This window comes from Streptomyces xingningensis (assembly GCF_054957865.1).
The window spans coordinates 192165-208410 of sequence record NZ_JBDJPF010000002.1 but is presented as its reverse complement, the minus strand read 5'-3'; the positions used below and the strand labels follow the sequence as shown (position 1 = coordinate 208410).

Here is a 16246-nt window from a genome sequence, read left to right as displayed (position 1 = left end):
AGCGCAGCGGAGCGGGACCGGGCGCAGCCCGGCACTCCGCACCGCAAACGGACCACGGCTCCCGCCCCTCACCGGCCCACCCCCATCCGGCCGCGCAGCGGGCGGGCCCAGGGGGCGCAGCCCCTCCTGCCCTGCCCCCCCCAAACCGCGAAGCGGTGCAGAAACACTCCCCACCCGCCCTGACCCGCACTTGGCTACGGGCCTAGGGGGCACCAGAGCGGACCAGTCGGACCCTTGGGGACCCTTGGGGACCCTTGGGGACCCTTGGGGGAGCTTGCGGGACCTTGCGGGAGCTCGTCGATCAGAAATCGGCTGACTGGCCGACGGGGCGCCTCTACCCTGCCGGTATGCCAACTACCGCTGAATGGATGATCTTTCTCGGTTCCACCACACTGTTCGCCATCGTCCCGGGTCCGGGGTTGCTCTATGTGCTGGCGCGCAGCCTCCAAGGTGGCCGCGCCGAGGGGATCCGCTCGGTCCTGGGGACCTCCCTCGGGGCGCTCGTCCACGTCGGCGCGGCGGCCCTCGGGCTCTCCGCCGTGCTGGCGACCTCAGCCACGGCTTTTACCGTTGTCAAACTGGCCGGCGCGGCGTATCTGATCTATCTCGGTATCCGTGCTCTGGCTCATAGGTCTGCCGCGTTGGATGAGGAACACCGTCCAGCGCCCCGGTCCGCACTGACCCAGGGAGTGATCACCGAGATCCTCAACCCCAAGACGGCCGTCTTCTTCCTGGCGTTTCTGCCGAACTTCGTCCACCCGGATCAGGCCCCCGCCCCCGTGGTCTTCGTCGTACTCGGGCTGATCGTCGTGGCCATGAACATGGCCGCCGACATCGTGGTCGCCTGCGTCGCCGGGCCGCTGGGCAGCCGCCTCTCCCGTCATCCAGGCTGGCAGACGCGCCAACGCGTGGCCACCGGGACCACGATGATCGGCCTTGGCACGCTGCTGGCCGTGGCCGAGCGTGGCTGACATGCTGCCGACGCCGTCGGCCCCGGCCCCGGGCTCCGCTGCGCTCCGGCACAGCGACATCCGCGGTCCAGGGAGAGTTTCCAGCGGTGTTGTCGAGATGAGCCGTCACCTACGAGCAGCGCACCCATGAACATCACGACCATCAACTGCCGCCACCCAGCCGCCGCATGGACCACTGTGGAACGCACCGCAATGTGCACCGCCCGCGACCTCCACCGATTCCCAAGCCTGACGGGTGGTGATGGAGAAGCCTCGGCAGGACCTGGGTCCCGACGTTCTCACGAGAGGTCGGCCGGCCCCCGTTGATGAAGCGCATGACCCCCGGGTCGTTGTCGAGGGCCAGCAGCCGGTCCACGTCGGCGTCGGTGAACCGGCGGAGCACCAGCCGGTCGGTCTTCAGGAATACGGACATGTCCCGATCCTCACAACCGCCGACTGTGCCCGCCAACAAATATTCGCGTGCGCATCCCGCTACTTGCTCGATCATGAGCGGATGACCACTGCCTTCTATCACGTCTGTTTCGCCGTCCCCGACATCGAGCGGGCCATGCGGGACTTCCAGCGCTCCGTGGGCGCCGAATGGAGCGCTCCATCAGCCGAACGGCTCGGCGAGTGGGACTACCGCATCGCCTTCACTCGGGGCGGGCCACCCTTCATCGAGCTGATCGAAGGCGTGGCAGGCAGCCCCTGGGACGCGTCGGGGCCAGGTTCGATCACCTCGGCTACTGGTCGAGCTCCCTTGAGCAGGGCTCCCCACGCCTTGAGGACAGCGGCTTCGCCGTGGAGTTCTCCGGCTGCCCGTACGGGCGCCCGTTCGCCTACCACCGCATGGACAGCATCGGCGCCCGCATCGAACTGGTCGATGCCTCCCGGCAGTCGGGCTTCCTTCAACGATGGCACCCGGAGGGGGCCTCGATGCCCGCGATCGACGAGAGGAGCGGTTCGCACGTCAACGGGGTGTAGAAATCCTCCAAGGGTTTACGGACTTGAGGATTACGGTGAGTTGACCAATCCGGGTGGGAATCCTGGGAGTTGGCGGCGCTATGGTCGGCCGCATGCCCGAACTCCCCGTTCTGCCCTACCGCAAGCCGACCCGCGGCCGGGACTACTGGATCCTGGACGACGCACTGCCCGACCCGGACGCCGTCCGGGCGCGCTGCCTGGCCAAGGACGACTGGGTCGAGGGATATCCGCACAAGCCGGAGAGCTGGCCCGGGCTGCGGACGATGCCGGGGCTGGAGCCGGGTGAACTGGCCCGGGTCGAGCAGCTGGTCAGGAAGGCGACCGGGGCGCGGAGGCTGTGGGTGGAGACGGCGCCGGGTGGCGACACGCTCAACCACAACTGCGTCCAGGTCGTCGGCGAGGGCGAGAGCCAGCCGCGTCCGCACACCGATTCACGGGCCATGTGCCGTTACGCGGCGGTGCTCTACCTCAATCCGAAGGTGCCCAAGGACTGCGGGACCGCCTTCTACCGGCAGAGCCTGCCCGGCGGCAGACTCGGCGGGAACATGGTGACGGCGCCGCACAACAACCTGGTGGACGCGCTGGGGACGCGGTTCGTCCCGCCGGACTCCTTCACCGAGGACGTCCGGGTGCCGCACCGGTACAACCGGCTGCTGCTCTACACCGCCAACATGATGCACAGTGCCACCGGCTACTGGGGCAAGGCCCTTGAAGAGAAGCGGATGACGGCGGTGTTCTTCTGGATGGCCTGACCGCCGCGGGGCCAGCCTGACGCCGCAGGGATGGCCTGACGCCGCGGGGTGCGGCGTCAGGCCGGCCGTACCCGGCTCAGACGTTGAAGCCCAGGGCCCGGAGCTGCTCCCGGCCATCGTCGGTGATCTTGTCGGGGCCCCACGGTGGCATCCAGACCCAGTTGATCCGGAGCTCGTTGACGATCCCCTCGGTCGCCGACTTCGCCTGGTCCTCGATGACATCGGTCAGCGGGCAGGCCGCGGATGTCAGGGTCATGTCGAGGGTGGCGATGTTGGCGTCGTCGATGTGAATGCCGTAGATCAGGCCGAGGTTGACGACATCGATGCCCAGTTCGGGGTCGACCACGTCGTACAGGGCCTCGCGGACCTCCTCCTCGGTGGCCGGCTTGGTCATGGCTTCCTCAGTCATGCGGTCTTCCTCTCCGACAGCACCTGCGCCGTCGCGTCCTTCCACGCCATCCAGCTCAGCAGGGCGCACTTCACCCGGGCCGGATACTTGGAGACACCGGCGAACGCGACCGCGTCCTCCAGCACCTCCTCCATCGCATCGTCGGGCTCGACCTTGCCCTTGGACTGCATCAGCTCCAGGAAGGTCTCCTGGATCCGGCGCGCCTCCTCGATCTCCTTGCCGACCAGCAGCTCATTGAGGACGGAGGCGCTGGCCTGGCTGATGGAGCAGCCCTGGCCCTCGTAGGAGACGTCCTCGATGGTGGAGCCGTCCAGCCGCACCCGCAGGGTGATCTCATCGCCACACGTCGGATTGACGTGATGCACCTCGGCGTCGCCGTCGCGCAAGCCCCGCCCATGCGGGTGCTTGTAGTGGTCCAGGATGACGTCCTGGTACATCGAGTCAAGCTTCACTGTCCGCTGCCCATTCAGCCGAAGAAGTTCCGGACGTGCTCCAGGCCCGCTATCAGCGCATCGACCTCACCGGGTGTGGAGTACAGATAGAACGACGCCCGCGTGGTCGCGGGAATTCCGTACCGCAGGCAGACCGGCCGTGCACAGTGGTGGCCGACCCGGACGGCGATGCCCTGCTCGTCGAGGACCTGGCCCACATCGTGCGGGTGGATGTCGCCGAGCGTGAAGGAGATCGCGGCGCCGCGGTCCTCGGCCGTGGTCGGGCCGATGATGCGCAGGTCGGGGACCTCCTGGAGCCTGCGGATCGCATACTCGGTGATCGCGTGCTCGTGGCGGGCGATGTTCTCCATGCCGATCGAGGTGAGGTAGTCCACCGCGGTGCCGAGGCCGATGGCCTGGGCGATCGGGGGCGTACCGGCCTCGAACTTGTGCGGCGCGGGGGCGTAGGTCGAGGAGTGCATCGAGACGGTCTCGATCATCTCGCCGCCGCCGAGGAACGGCGGCAGGTCCTCGAGGAGCTCCTGGCGGCCCCAGAGGACGCCGATGCCCGTCGGGCCGCACATCTTGTGGCCGGTGAAGGCCACGAAGTCGGCCTGGAGCGCCTGGACGTCCAGCACCATGTGCGGGGCGGCCTGGGAGGCGTCGATGACGACCAGCGCGCCGACCTGGTGGGCGCGGCGGACGATCGCCTCGACCGGGTTGATGGTGCCCATGATGTTGGAGACCAGGACGAACGAGACGACCTTGGTCTTCTCGGTGATGATCTCGTCGATGTTGGACAGGTCGAGGCGGCCGTCGTCGGTGAGGCCGAACCACTTCAGCTTCGCGCCCGTGCGCTGCGAGAGCAGCTGCCAGGGAACGATGTTGGAGTGGTGCTCCATCTCCGTGATGACGATCTCGGTGTCGCGGTCCACCCGGTAGGGCTCATCGGCCCAACCGAGCATGTTGGCCACCAGGTTGAGGGACTCGGAGGCGTTCTTGGTGAAGATCACCTCATCGCGGCTGGGGGCGTTGATGAAGGCGGCGACCTTGTCGCGGGCGCCCTCGTACAGCGCGGTGGCCTCCTCGGCGAGGACATGCACACCGCGGTGGACGTTGGCGTTGTAGCGCTCGTAGTAGGAGCTGAGTGCGTCGAGCACCTGGCGCGGCTTCTGCGAGGTCGCCGCGTTGTCCAGGTACACGAGCTTCTTCCCGTCGTGGACCACGCGGTCCAGGATGGGGAAGTCCTTGCGGATCGCCTCGGTGTCGAGGAGGCCCGGGATCAGTGTCACGCCGTTACGCCACCCTTCGTCACATAGGCCTCGTAGCCCTCTTCCTCCAGCTTGTCGGCGAGCTCGGCGCCGCCGGACTCGGCGATCCGGCCGTTCGCGAAGACATGCACGAAGTCGGGCTTGATGTAGCGCAGGATGCGCGTGTAGTGGGTGATCAGCAGGGTGCCGACCTCACCGGTCTCGCGGACCCGGTTGACGCCCTCGGAGACGACGCGCAGCGCGTCGACGTCCAGGCCGGAGTCGGTCTCGTCGAGGATCGCGATCTTCGGCTTGAGGAGCTCGAGCTGCAGGATCTCGTGGCGCTTCTTCTCACCGCCGGAGAAGCCCTCGTTGACGTTGCGCTCGGCGAAGGCGGGGTCGATCTGGAGCTGTGCCATGGCTTCCTTGACCTCCTTCACCCAGGTGCGGAGCTTGGGGGCCTCGCCGCGGATGGCGGTGGCGGAGGTGCGCAGGAAGTTGCTCACCGAGACGCCCGGGACCTCGACCGGGTACTGCATGGCGAGGAAGACGCCGGCCCGGGCGCGCTCGTCGACGGACATCTGAAGGACGTCCTCGCCGTCGAGAGTGACGGTGCCGCCGGTGATCGTGTACTTGGGGTGACCGGCCAGCGAGTAGGCGAGGGTGGACTTGCCGGAGCCATTGGGGCCCATGATGGCGTGGGTCTCGCCCTGCTTCACGGTCAGGTCGACGCCGCGCAGGATCTCCCGGGGGCCGGTTTCGGCCTCGACGGAGACGTGCAGGTCGTGGATCTCAAGCGTTGCCATGGGGAACTCAGGACTCCTGGGTGACGGAGACGAGAATGTCGTCCCCTTCGATCTTGACGGGGTATACGGGGACGGGGCGGGTGGCCGGGAGGCCGGACGGCTTGCCGGTGCGCAGGTCGAAGGTGGAGCCGTGCAGCCAGCACTCGATGGCGCAGTCCTCCACCTCGCCCTCGGACAGCGAGACGTTGGCATGCGAGCAGACGTCGTGGATGGCGAAGACCTCGCCCTCGGTGCGGACTATGGAGACCGGCGTGCCGTCGATCTCGACCCGCTTGGGGGTGTCCTCTTCCAGCTCGCTCAGCGCGGCTACGCGTACGTATGTCATGCCACGGCCGCTTCCAGCTCGGCCTCGATCTTGGTGATGAGGCGCTCCTCCAGCTCGGGGATGCCGATCTGCTGGACGAGTTCGGCGAAGAAGCCGCGGACCACCAGGCGGCGGGCCTCGTCGGCGGGGATGCCGCGGGCCATCAGGTAGAAGAGCTGCTCATCGTCGAAGCGGCCGGTCGCGGAGGCGTGGCCGGCGCCGACGATCTCGCCGGTCTCGATCTCCAGGTTGGGGACCGAGTCGACCCGCGCGCCATCGGTGAGGACAAGGTTGCGGTTGAGCTCGTAGGTGTCGGTGCCCTCGGCCTCGGCGCGGATCAGGACGTCGCCGATCCAGACCGCGTGGGCGTCCTTGCCCTGCAGTGCGCCCTTGTAGGCGACGTTGCTGCGGCAGTGCGGGGTGTCGTGGTCGACGAAGAGGCGGTGCTCCTGGTGCTGGCCCCGGTCGGTGAAGTACAGGCCGTAGAGCTCGGCCTCGCCGCCGGGGGCGCCGTAGACGACCCGGGGGTGCAGGCGGACCAGGTCACCGCCGAAGGTGACGATCACGGACTTGAAGGAGGCGTCCCGGCCGACCAGCGCGGTGTGCTGGGCGGCGTGCACGGCGGTGGCGTCCCAGTCCTGGACGGAGACGACGGTGAGCTTGGCGCCGTCGCCGATGAGGTACTCGACATTGGCGGCGAGCGTGGCGTCACCGGTGTGGTCGAGAACGACGACGGCCTCGGCGAAGGCGCCGACCTCGACGAGCTGGTGGCCGAAGGCGACCCCGCCCTCGCCGTGCACGGAGATGCGGACGGGCTCGGTGAGCACCGTCTCCTTGGGGATCGAGACGACCGAGGCCTTCTCGAAGGAGCTGTACGCCTGGGCGGCGACCCGGTCGACGGGCTTGCCGGCCCGGCCGAGGCGGGAGTCGTCGCGGCCGACGGTTTCGACGGTGACGCCCTCGGGGGCCTCGATCTCGACCTTGATGCCGCCGCCGTCGGCTGCGTTCTCGGCAGCACTGCCGTCGTGCAGGCCGCGGAGGCGCTCGAGCGGGGTGAACCGCCACTCCTCCTCGCGGCCGTGCGGCACGGGGAAGTCCGCGACGTCGTACGAGGCGGGGGCGCTCACTCGCGCGTCGATGGGCTGCTGGGCCCCGCCCACCTGGATGGCGCCGTCGGTCGTGCTGCCGGCGGGAGTGTTGTCAGCCATGGCTGTCGTCGTGCTCTCTTCCTGTCACAAAGGGTTCGCTGCGGCCGGGAGGGGCGGCGGTCAGCCGACCGCGCCTTCCATCTGCAGCTCGATCAGCCGGTTGAGCTCGAGCGCATACTCCATCGGCAGCTCGCGGGCGATCGGCTCGACGAAGCCGCGCACGATCATCGCCATGGCCTCGTCCTCGGACAGACCGCGGCTCATCAGGTAGAAGAGCTGGTCGTCGCTGACCTTGGAGACGGTCGCCTCGTGGCCCATGGAGACGTCGTCCTCGCGGACGTCGACGTAGGGGTAGGTGTCCGAGCGGGAGATGGTGTCCACCAGCAGCGCGTCACAGAGCACGTTCGACTTGGAGCCGTGGGCACCCTCGCCGATCTCGATCAGACCGCGGTAGGAGGTGCGGCCGCCGCCTCGCGCCACCGACTTGGAGACGATGTTGGAGGAGGTGTTGGGCGCCATGTGAACCATCTTGGCACCGGCGTCCTGGTGCTGGCCCTCGCCGGAGAAGGCGATGGACAGCGTCTCGCCCTTGGCGTGCTCGCCCATCAGGTAGACGGCCGGGTACTTCATGGTCACCTTGGAGCCGATGTTGCCGTCGACCCACTCCATGGTCGCGCCCTCGTAGGCGACAGCGCGCTTGGTGACCAGGTTGTAGACGTTGTTCGACCAGTTCTGGATGGTCGTGTAGCGGCAGCGGCCGCCCTTCTTGACGATGATCTCCACCACGGCGCTGTGCAGCGAGTCGGAGGAGTAGATCGGGGCGGTGCAGCCCTCCACGTAGTGCACATAGGCGTTCTCGTCGACGATGATCAGCGTCCGCTCGAACTGGCCCATGTTCTCGGTGTTGATCCGGAAGTAGGCCTGCAGCGGGATGTCGACATGGACGCCCGGCGGGACGTAGATGAAGGAACCGCCGGACCACACGGCGGAGTTCAGCGAGGCGAACTTGTTGTCACCGACGGGGATGACGGTGCCGAAGTACTCCTGGAAGATCTCCGGGTGCTCCTTGAGCGCGGTGTCGGTGTCCAGGAAGATGACGCCCTGCTCCTCCAGGTCCTCGCGGATCTGGTGGTAGACGACCTCCGACTCGTACTGGGCGGCGACACCGGCGACCAGGCGCTGCTTCTCGGCCTCCGGGATGCCCAGCTTGTCGTAGGTGTTCTTGATGTCCTCGGGCAGGTCCTCCCAGCTGGCGGCCTGCTTCTCGGTGGAGCGGACGAAGTACTTGATGTTGTCGAAGTCGATGCCGGAGAGGTCGGAGCCCCAGGTCGGCATGGGCTTCTTCGCGAAGAGCTTCAGGCCCTTCAGGCGCAGCTTGAGCATCCACTCCGGCTCGGACTTCTTGGCCGAGATATCGCGGACGACCTCCTCGGAGAGGCCGCGCTTGGCCGCGGCACCGGCCGCGTCGGAGTCGGCCCAGCCGTATTCGTAGGTGCCCAGGCCCTCGAGCTCAGGGTGGACAGTCTCCGTGGGGAGAGTCATGCGGGGTTCCTCCCGGCCGTGCTGGTGGATGCGGTGGTGGTCTTCGGTGTCTTGCTACGCGGAATGAACGTCGTGCACACCCCATCGCCGTGGGCGATGGTGGCAAGACGTTGCACATGCGTCCCGAGCAGGCGGGAGAAGACCTCGGTCTCCGCCTCGCACAGCTGCGGGAACTGCTCGGCGACATGGGCGACCGGGCAGTGGTGCTGGCAAAGCTGTTCGCCGACCGGTGCGCTACGCGCCGTAGCAGCGTACCCGTCCGCGGTCAATGCCCGGGCAAGTGCATGGGTGCGCTCCTCGGGGGCGGCGCCCGCCAGCTCCTCGCGGTACGCATCGGCCTGGGCGGCCATCCGGGCGCGGGCGAAGGCCGCGACCGCGGCCTCACCCGCCTCGCCGCCGCCGGCGGACTCGGCGATCCAGCGCAGGGCGTCCCCGGCCAGCTTGTCGTAGGCCTGGTCGAAGGCGTCCCGGCCGCAGTCGGTGAGCGCGAACACCTTGGCGGGGCGACCGCGCGTACGGGCGCCGTAGACCCGCTTCTCGCGGGGCTCGACGATGCCCTCGGCGGCGAGGGTGTCCAGGTGGCGGCGCACCGCCGCCTGGGTCAGCTCAAGGCGCAGGGCCACCTCGGCCGCGGTGGACGGACCGTGGTCGAGGATGGACCGGACGACGCGATTGCGGGTGCCGCGCTGTTCGTCGGGCATGGCGGCCCGGCCCTCGGCGGCCGCCTGGGCCGGGGGGCTCTCCGGAGCGTCGCCCGCGTATTTCACAACACCATTGTTGCGTAATTGGTTGAGAGGCGACAAGCCTTACCCGGACTGGTCAGCGGTGGCCTCGATCACTTAGGTCTGCCTAACCGCAAACCCTGCGGGCCGCCGACGGCCGGAGGCTTCGTAGACTTCCCCGCATGCGCAGCGCCTTCGCCGGGTCCCCGGCTGTCGAGGTCCACGGCCTCGTCAAGCGGTACGGCCCCAAGACCGCGGTGGACGGCCTCGACCTGTCCGTCGCCCCCGGCACCCTCACCGCCGTGCTCGGCCCCAACGGTGCGGGCAAGACCACCACCATCGAAACCTGCGAGGGCTACCGCCGCCCCGACTCCGGCACGGTCCGGGTGCTCGGGCTGGACCCGGTCACCGACTCCGCGGCGCTGCGGCCCCGGATCGGGGTGATGCTGCAGAGCGGCGGGATCTATCCGGGCGCCCGGGCGGAGGAGATGCTGCGGCATATCGCCTCCCTGCACGCCCACCCGCTGGACGTGGCCGCGCTGATCGAGCGGCTGGGGCTGGACGGCTGCGGCCGTACCGCCTACCGGCGGCTGTCCGGCGGTCAGCAGCAGCGGCTCTCCCTCGCCATGGCCGTCGTCGGCCGCCCCGAGCTGGTCTTCCTCGACGAGCCGACGGCCGGCCTCGACCCGCAGGCCCGCCGCGCCACCTGGGACCTGGTGCGCGAGCTGCGCACCGCCGGCGTCACCGTGGTGCTCACCACTCACCACATGGATGAGGCCGAGCAGCTGGCCGATGACGTCGCCATCGTGGACGGCGGCAAGGTCATAGCGCATGGCAGCCCGGAGCAGCTGTGCCGCAGCGGGGCCGAGGACACCCTGCGGTTCAACGGCCGGCCCGGTCTGGACGTGGCCTCGCTGCTCAAGGCGCTGCCCGTCGACTCCGCGGCGGTGGAACTGACGCCCGGCACCTACCGGGTCAGCGGCGCGATCGACCCCCAGCTGCTGGCGACCGTCACCACCTGGTGCGCCCAGCACGGCGTGCTGCCGGACCGCATAGTCGTCGAGCGGCACACGCTGGAGGACGTTTTTCTGGAACTGACGGGGAAGGAGCTGCGCACGTGACGGGGTACGCACGGACCGGCCGGGGGGCCGGGGGTTGCCCCCGGGGAAGCCGCAGCCTGGAACTGACCGGTAAGGAGCTGCGCGCGTGAGTGCGACATTCGCCCCGAAGCCCGGTGCCGCACCGCTTCCCCGGATGATCCGGGCGCAGGCCGCACTGGAGACCCGGATGCTGCTGCGCAACGGCGAGCAGCTGCTGCTGACCGTGATCATCCCCACCCTGCTGCTGACGCTCTTCAGTGCGGTGGACATCGTCACTGTGCCTACGGAGACAGCGGGCGGCAAGGGCAAGTCCGTCGACTTCCTGGCCCCCGGCATCCTGGCGCTGGCCGTGATGTCCACGGCCTTCACCGGGCAGGCCATCGCGACCGGCTTCGAGCGGCGCTACGGGGTGCTCAAGCGGCTGGGGGCGTCCCCGCTGCCGCGCTGGGGGCTGATGACCGCGAAGACCTGCTCGGTGCTGGTCACCGAGGTGCTGCAGATCGTGCTGTTGACGGTCATCGCCCTGGCGCTCGGCTGGTCGCCGCACGGCGCTGCGACATTTTCCGGGGGGCCGGCCGTGCTGCTGCTGCTCGTCCTCGGCACGGCCGCGTTCTCCGGGCTCGGGCTGCTGATGGCGGGCACGCTCAGGGCCGAGGCGACGCTGGCCGCGGCCAACCTCGTCTTCCTGCTGCTGCTGGTCGGCGGCGGGGTGATCGTGCCGCTGGAGAAGTTCCCGGACGCCGCGCGGTCCGTACTCGAGCTGCTGCCGGTCTCGGCCCTCTCGGACGGGCTGCGGAGCGTACTGCGGGACGGGGCCGGGATGCCCTGGGGCGACCTGGGGATCCTCGCCGCCTGGGCGGTGCTCGGGCTGGGCGCGGCGGGGCGGTTCTTCCGCTGGGAGTGATCCCGCCATGGGCACCCCCCTCGTGAATCCATGCACAAGCGGGCGCCTACGATGACTTCCGTGCCGAAGACGATGAACCCCTTCCAAGCCATCGCGGACCGCTGGCAGCCGTCCGCGCGCTTTGTCCAGCGGGCCGCGCTGGCCTGCGTCGTGATGGCCGTGATCATCGTGGTGACGGGCGGCGCGGTGCGGCTCAGCCAGTCCGGGCTCGGCTGCCCGACGTGGCCGACCTGCACCGACGACAGCCTGACGCCGACGCCCGAGATGGGCATCAACGGCGTGATCGAGTTCACCAACCGCATGCTGACCTATGTGCTGTGCGCGGTCGTCGGCGTGGCGATCATCGCGGCCCGCGCCCGGGGCCCGCGCCGCCGCAGCCTGACCCGGCTGGGCTGGGCGCAGTTCTGGCTGGTCGCCGCCAACGGGGTGATCGGCGGGGTGACGGTGCTGACGAAGCTCAATCCGTACATCGTCGGCTCGCACTTCCTGGCCGCGACCGCGCTGCTGACGGTGGCGGTGCTGATGTGGCACCGCGCCCGCGAGGGCGACGAGGAGCCGCGCGATGTCGCGACCCGCCCGGTGCGCCAGCTGAGCTGGGTGCTGGTCGGCTCCGTCGCCGTGCTGATCGTGATCGGCGCGGTGGTCACCGGGTCGGGCCGGCACGCGGGGGACGCGAAGCAGGGCGTCCACCGGATTCGGCTGAACTTCCGCGAGATCACCCAGCTGCACGTGGACTTCGTCTTCATCGTGACCGGCCTCACGATCGCCCTGTGGTTCGCACTGCGGGCCGTGCACGCGCCGTCCAGGTCGCGGCGGAGGGTGGTGGAGCTGTTCGCCGTGCTGATGCTCCAGGGCACGATCGGCTTCGTCCAGTACTTCAACGACTCGCCCGAAGTCATGGTCGGCGCCCATATGTTGGGCTCCTGCCTGGTGTGGATCGCCGTGCTCCGGGTCGTCTTGTCACTGCGCGAGCGCGGTGAGCTGCCGGTCGTCCCGGCACCGGCCGGCGAGCACGAGGCCGTGCTCCGGGACGAGCCGGCGGCCGCCGCCCGATAGCGACGGCGTACACATACGAAGAGGGGCCCCGATCGGTTCGGGGCCCCTTCGCCGTACGTCCTCAGCCGTTGCCCGGCCCGCCGAGCTGGATGCCCGCCATACGGGACCACTCATACGGGCCGGTGCGTACCTTGGCCGCCATCTCACCGTCGAAGTCGTCCCGCAGGGCGATCCCGGCGAGCTCGGCGGCCTTGCGCGCCGTCTCGTAGGAGCGGGCGACGAGGTTGCCCCACTCGCCGTTGGCTCCCACGAGCGCGATGCGCGTGGTGCCGCGCCCTATGTGTGCCAGCTGCCCCTCGGCGCTGCCGCCGTGGCCGACCGCGAATGCGGTGATCTGCTTGGCCAGCCTGGCCGCCTGACGCTGGGCCCGCGCGTCGGGCGTGGCCTCTTCGGCCTGCTTGGTGTCTGCCATGAACAGGATGCTACCGACGGGTAGGGGAAATGGGTACGGGCTACCGAAGGAAGGGGTCTATCGCCACCGCGGTGAACAGCAGCGAGACATAGGTGATCGACCAGTGGAACAGCCGCATCTCCTTGAGCTTGGCGCCCGTGACACCCGCCTTGGCCCGGGCCTGCAGCGCGTGCGCCTCCTTGAGCCAGAAGACACCGCAGGCCACAGCCACGACCGTGTAGAACCAGCCGGTGTAGCCCAGCGGCGTGAGCAGCAGCGAGACGGCCACCATCACCCAGCTGTAGGCCACGATCTGCCGCGCGACGACCTTGTTGCCCGCGATGACCGGCAACATGGGCACGCCGACCCGCTCGTAGTCGTCCTTCACCTTCATCGACAGCGGCCAGTAGTGCGGCGGCGTCCAGAAGAAGATGACCAGGAAGAGGATGACGGAGGCCCAGGAGAGCTCATTGCGCACCGCGGACCAGCCGATGAGCACCGGCAGGCACCCGGCGATGCCGCCCCAGACGATATTCTGCGCGGTACGCCGCTTGAGCCACATCGTGTAGACGACGACGTAGAACATCGAGGCGCCGAGCGACAGCATCGCCGACAGGGGGTTGACCAGATACCAGAACCACGCGGTCGATCCCACGGTCAGCGCGATGGCGAAGACCAGGCACTCGCGTGGCGAGACCATGCCGGTGACCAGCGGACGCTGGGAGGTGCGGTCCATCAGCGCGTCGATGTCACGGTCGTAGTACATGTTGAACGCGCCCGCGCCGCCGGCGGAGAGGTAACCGCCGACGCAGGTGACCAGCACCAGCCACAGGTCCGGAACACCCTCGGCCGCGAGGAACATCACCGGTACCGTCGTCATCAGCAGCAGCTCGATGACCCGCGGCTTGGTGAGTGCCACGAACGCCTTGACCCGGGCCCCGAACGGCCGGTGGCCGGGGCTCTTGGGAAGCACCCCCGCAGGACGGGATTCGACGGCCGTCACGCACACCCCTGACAGAGATAAGGCCAGCAAGCACATCCGGCCCGAACGGCCGGGGAAGACTTGCGCGTACCACGCCACTCTAGACGCAGGGGACAGCACGCCCTCCGCCGGGGTGGGGTCGTGTTGAGCGCCCTCGGCGGCCCGATCCGCACCCCCGAGAGGCGGGCGCCGCCCGCGCATTGCACGCTGGACTCATGGACTCATGACCGCCCTGCCCGTGCCGGGAATCTTTCCCCTCCGGTCTCGGTTGCCGGGAACGTCGCGCCGAGCGGCCGACTGGACGTCGAAAAGGCGTGTGCCACCGCGAAGGTAGGCTCGGCATCGCCGCGTCGTGGCGGAACATACCGCCCCCGGCCGAAGAACAATGTGGAGAGGAGCCCTGAACTAGGGTGAGCACCAAGCCGACCACCACAGACCTCGAGTGGACCGAACTGGACCAGCGGGCCGTCGACACCGCTCGCGTCCTGGCCATGGATTCCGTGCAGAAGGTCGGCAACGGCCATCCCGGCACGGCCATGAGCCTGGCCCCGGCCGCCTACCTGCTCTTCCAGAAGCTGATGCGGCACGACCCGAGCGACGCCGACTGGGCCGGCCGTGACCGGTTCGTCCTCTCCCCCGGGCACACCAGCCTGACCCTCTACACCCAGCTCTTCATGGCCGGCTACGGCCTGGAGCTCTCCGACCTCAAGGCCTTCCGCACCTGGGGCAGCAAGACCCCGGGCCACCCGGAGCACGGTCACACCCGCGGTGTGGAGACCACCACCGGCCCGCTGGGCCAGGGCATCGCCAACGCGGTGGGCATGGCCATGGCCGCCCGCTACGAGCGCGGCCTGTTCGACCCGGAGGCGCCGGCCGGCAGCTCCCCGTTCGACCACACCATCTGGGCCATCGTCTCCGACGGCGACCTGGAGGAGGGCATCTCCGCCGAGGCCTCCTCGCTGGCCGGTCACCAGAAGCTCGGCAACATCGTCGCGCTCTACGACGACAACCACATCTCCATCGAGGGCGACACCGCGACCGCCTTCTCCGAGGACGTGCTGAAGCGCTACGAGGCCTATGGCTGGCATGTCCAGCGCATCGAGCAGGCCCCCAACGGCGACTTCGACATCCAGGCGCTGTTCGCGGCCTTCAAGGCGGCGCAGGAGGAGACCGAGCGTCCCTCGATCATCGCGGCCCGCACCATCATCGCCTGGCCCGCCCCGAACGCCCAGAACACCGAGGCCTCGCACGGCTCGGCGCTCGGCGACGCCGAGGTGGCCGCGACCAAGGAGGTGCTGGGCTTTGACCCCCAGCAGACCTTCCAGGTCGAGGACGAGGTCTTCGCGCACGTCCGCAAGGTCGTCGACCGCGGCCGCGCGGCCCACGCGACCTGGTCCAAGCGCCTCGACCAGTGGCGCGCCGCCAACCCCGAGCGGGCCGCCGAGTTCGACCGGATCAACGCCGGTGAGCTGCCCGACGGCTGGGAGAAGGTCATCCCGGTCTTCCCGGCCGGCAAGGCCGTCGCGACCCGCAAGGCGTCCGGCGAGGTGCTCAAGGCACTGGGCGGCGTCGTCCCCGAGCTGTGGGGCGGTTCGGCCGACCTGGCCGGCTCGAACAACACCACCATCGACGCCTCCTCGTCCTTCCTCCCGGAGGGCAACCCGCTGCCGGAGGCGAGCCCTTACGGCCGTACGGTCCACTGGGGCATCCGCGAGCACGCCATGGGTTCGACCATGAACGGCATCGCGCTGCACGGCAACACCCGCATCTACGGCGGCACCTTCCTGGTGTTCTCCGACTACATGCGTCCCGCGGTGCGGCTGGCCGCGCTGATGAAGCTGCCGGTCACCTATGTCTGGACGCATGACTCCATCGGCCTGGGCGAGGACGGCCCGACCCACCAGCCGGTCGAGCACATGGCCGCGCTGCGCGCCATCCCGGGCCTGAACATGGTCCGCCCGGCCGACGCCAACGAGACCGCCATCGCCTGGCGCGAGATCACCAAGCGCCACACCACCCACCCGGCGCCGCACGGCCTGGCCCTGACCCGCCAGAACGTGCCGACATACGAGGCCAACGAGGGCGTGGCCAAGGGCGGTTACGTCCTGTTCGAGGCCGAGGGCGGCCGGCCGCAGGTGATCCTGATCGGCACCGGCTCCGAGGTCCAGCTGGCCGTCGAGGCCCGCGAGCGGCTCCAGTCCGAGGGCATCCCGACCCGGGTGGTCTCGATGCCGTCCGTGGAGTGGTTCGAGGAGCAGGACCAGGCCTACCGCGACGGCGTACTGCTGCCCGACGTCAAGGCGCGGGTGGCGGTCGAGGCGGGCATCGGCCTGACCTGGCACCGCTATGTCGGCGAGGCCGGCCGGATCGTCTCGCTGGAGCACTTCGGTGCCTCCGCCGACTACCAGGTGCTCTACCAGGAGTTCGGCCTGACCGCCGATGCCGTGGTCGAGGCCGCCCGCGAGTCCATCGCCGACACCGCCCGCCGCTGACGCCCCACCAACGATCCAGTAGG

At 69.3% G+C, this 16246-nt stretch carries 18 protein-coding genes and 1 pseudogene; 8 read left to right on the top strand and 11 right to left on the bottom strand.

What is annotated here, in order from left to right:
- Positions 1-347: 347 nt before the first annotated feature.
- Positions 348-971 carry a LysE family translocator gene (locus tag ABCR83_RS02185; RefSeq protein WP_462692688.1) on the top strand — a complete coding sequence of 208 codons (624 nt, stop codon included), beginning with the start codon at positions 348-350 and terminating at the stop codon, positions 969-971.
- Between the two features lie 142 nt (positions 972-1113).
- Here the strand turns inward: ABCR83_RS02185 and ABCR83_RS02180 are convergent, their stop codons facing one another.
- Positions 1114-1383, bottom strand: coding sequence for a GNAT family N-acetyltransferase (locus ABCR83_RS02180; protein WP_462692720.1), 270 nt, complete (start codon positions 1381-1383; stop codon positions 1114-1116).
- Positions 1384-1464: 81 nt separating this feature from the next.
- On the opposite strand from ABCR83_RS02180, the pseudogene ABCR83_RS02175 reads away from it, so the two are divergent.
- The 3 genes and pseudogenes from ABCR83_RS02175 to ABCR83_RS02165 form a co-directional block, all read left to right on the top strand.
- Positions 1465-1620, top strand: a pseudogene (locus ABCR83_RS02175) (VOC family protein); the annotation flags it as partial.
- 131 nt (positions 1621-1751) lie between these two features.
- The gene (locus ABCR83_RS02170; protein WP_462692718.1) at positions 1752-1934 is read left to right on the top strand and encodes a hypothetical protein; all 183 of its coding nucleotides are present in this window, start codon (positions 1752-1754) and stop codon (positions 1932-1934) included.
- Between the two features lie 92 nt (positions 1935-2026).
- Positions 2027-2686 carry a DUF6445 family protein gene (locus ABCR83_RS02165; RefSeq protein WP_462692686.1) on the top strand — a complete coding sequence of 220 codons (660 nt, stop codon included), beginning with the start codon at positions 2027-2029 and terminating at the stop codon, positions 2684-2686.
- Between the two features lie 76 nt (positions 2687-2762).
- Here the strand turns inward: ABCR83_RS02165 and ABCR83_RS02160 are convergent, their stop codons facing one another.
- Genes ABCR83_RS02160 through ABCR83_RS02125 form a run of 8 tightly spaced genes read right to left on the bottom strand, consistent with a single transcriptional unit; the run spans position 2763 to position 9343 of the window.
- A complete protein-coding gene (locus ABCR83_RS02160; protein WP_462692685.1) occupies positions 2763-3095 on the bottom strand; it encodes a metal-sulfur cluster assembly factor in 333 nt (110 codons plus the stop codon).
- Positions 3092-3547: a Fe-S cluster assembly sulfur transfer protein SufU gene (gene sufU / locus ABCR83_RS02155; RefSeq protein WP_462692683.1), complete on the bottom strand. Its 456-nt coding sequence runs from the start codon at positions 3545-3547 to the stop codon at positions 3092-3094. The genes ABCR83_RS02160 and sufU overlap by 4 nt, the downstream gene beginning before the upstream one ends.
- A gap of 14 nt (positions 3548-3561) precedes the next feature.
- Complete coding sequence (locus ABCR83_RS02150) at positions 3562-4818, bottom strand: cysteine desulfurase (protein WP_462692681.1); 1257 nt, start codon at positions 4816-4818, stop codon at positions 3562-3564.
- Positions 4815-5582 (bottom strand): Fe-S cluster assembly ATPase SufC, encoded by a 768-nt coding sequence (gene sufC / locus ABCR83_RS02145; RefSeq protein ID WP_462692679.1) that lies wholly within the window; start codon positions 5580-5582, stop codon positions 4815-4817. The genes ABCR83_RS02150 and sufC overlap by 4 nt, the downstream gene beginning before the upstream one ends.
- Positions 5583-5589: 7 nt before the next feature.
- Entirely contained in the window at positions 5590-5907 is a 318-nt protein-coding gene (locus ABCR83_RS02140) for a non-heme iron oxygenase ferredoxin subunit (protein ID WP_462692677.1), read from the bottom strand.
- Complete coding sequence (sufD, locus tag ABCR83_RS02135; protein WP_462692675.1) at positions 5904-7094, bottom strand: Fe-S cluster assembly protein SufD; 1191 nt, start codon at positions 7092-7094, stop codon at positions 5904-5906. Before sufD ends, ABCR83_RS02140 begins: the two co-directional genes overlap by 4 nt.
- A gap of 60 nt (positions 7095-7154) precedes the next feature.
- Entirely contained in the window at positions 7155-8576 is a 1422-nt protein-coding gene (gene sufB / locus ABCR83_RS02130) for a Fe-S cluster assembly protein SufB (protein WP_462692673.1), read from the bottom strand.
- The gene (locus ABCR83_RS02125; protein ID WP_462692671.1) at positions 8573-9343 is read right to left on the bottom strand and encodes a helix-turn-helix transcriptional regulator; all 771 of its coding nucleotides are present in this window, start codon (positions 9341-9343) and stop codon (positions 8573-8575) included. Before ABCR83_RS02125 ends, sufB begins: the two co-directional genes overlap by 4 nt.
- A 137-nt stretch (positions 9344-9480) precedes the next feature.
- Here ABCR83_RS02125 and ABCR83_RS02120 point away from each other — a divergent pair, with 137 nt between their 5' ends.
- The 3 genes from ABCR83_RS02120 (at position 9481) to ABCR83_RS02110 (ending at position 12358) form a co-directional block, all read left to right on the top strand.
- Positions 9481-10419 (top strand): ABC transporter ATP-binding protein, encoded by a 939-nt coding sequence (locus tag ABCR83_RS02120; protein WP_462692669.1) that lies wholly within the window; start codon positions 9481-9483, stop codon positions 10417-10419.
- A 133-nt stretch (positions 10420-10552) separates the two neighbouring features.
- Positions 10553-11302 carry an ABC transporter permease gene (locus ABCR83_RS02115; RefSeq protein ID WP_462692716.1) on the top strand — a complete coding sequence of 250 codons (750 nt, stop codon included), beginning with the start codon at positions 10553-10555 and terminating at the stop codon, positions 11300-11302.
- 60 nt (positions 11303-11362) lie between these two features.
- Positions 11363-12358: a COX15/CtaA family protein gene (locus ABCR83_RS02110; RefSeq protein ID WP_462692667.1), complete on the top strand. Its 996-nt coding sequence runs from the start codon at positions 11363-11365 to the stop codon at positions 12356-12358.
- 61 nt (positions 12359-12419) lie between these two features.
- Here the strand turns inward: ABCR83_RS02110 and ABCR83_RS02105 are convergent, their stop codons facing one another.
- Together ABCR83_RS02105 and ABCR83_RS02100 are read right to left on the bottom strand one after the other, a co-directional pair.
- Complete coding sequence (locus ABCR83_RS02105; protein ID WP_462692665.1) at positions 12420-12770, bottom strand: hypothetical protein; 351 nt, start codon at positions 12768-12770, stop codon at positions 12420-12422.
- A gap of 40 nt (positions 12771-12810) precedes the next feature.
- Entirely contained in the window at positions 12811-13752 is a 942-nt protein-coding gene (locus tag ABCR83_RS02100) for a heme o synthase (protein ID WP_462692663.1), read from the bottom strand.
- A gap of 389 nt (positions 13753-14141) precedes the next feature.
- On the opposite strand from ABCR83_RS02100, the gene tkt reads away from it, so the two are divergent.
- The gene (tkt, locus tag ABCR83_RS02095; protein WP_462692661.1) at positions 14142-16223 is read left to right on the top strand and encodes a transketolase; all 2082 of its coding nucleotides are present in this window, start codon (positions 14142-14144) and stop codon (positions 16221-16223) included.
- Positions 16224-16246: the final 23 nt, after the last annotated feature.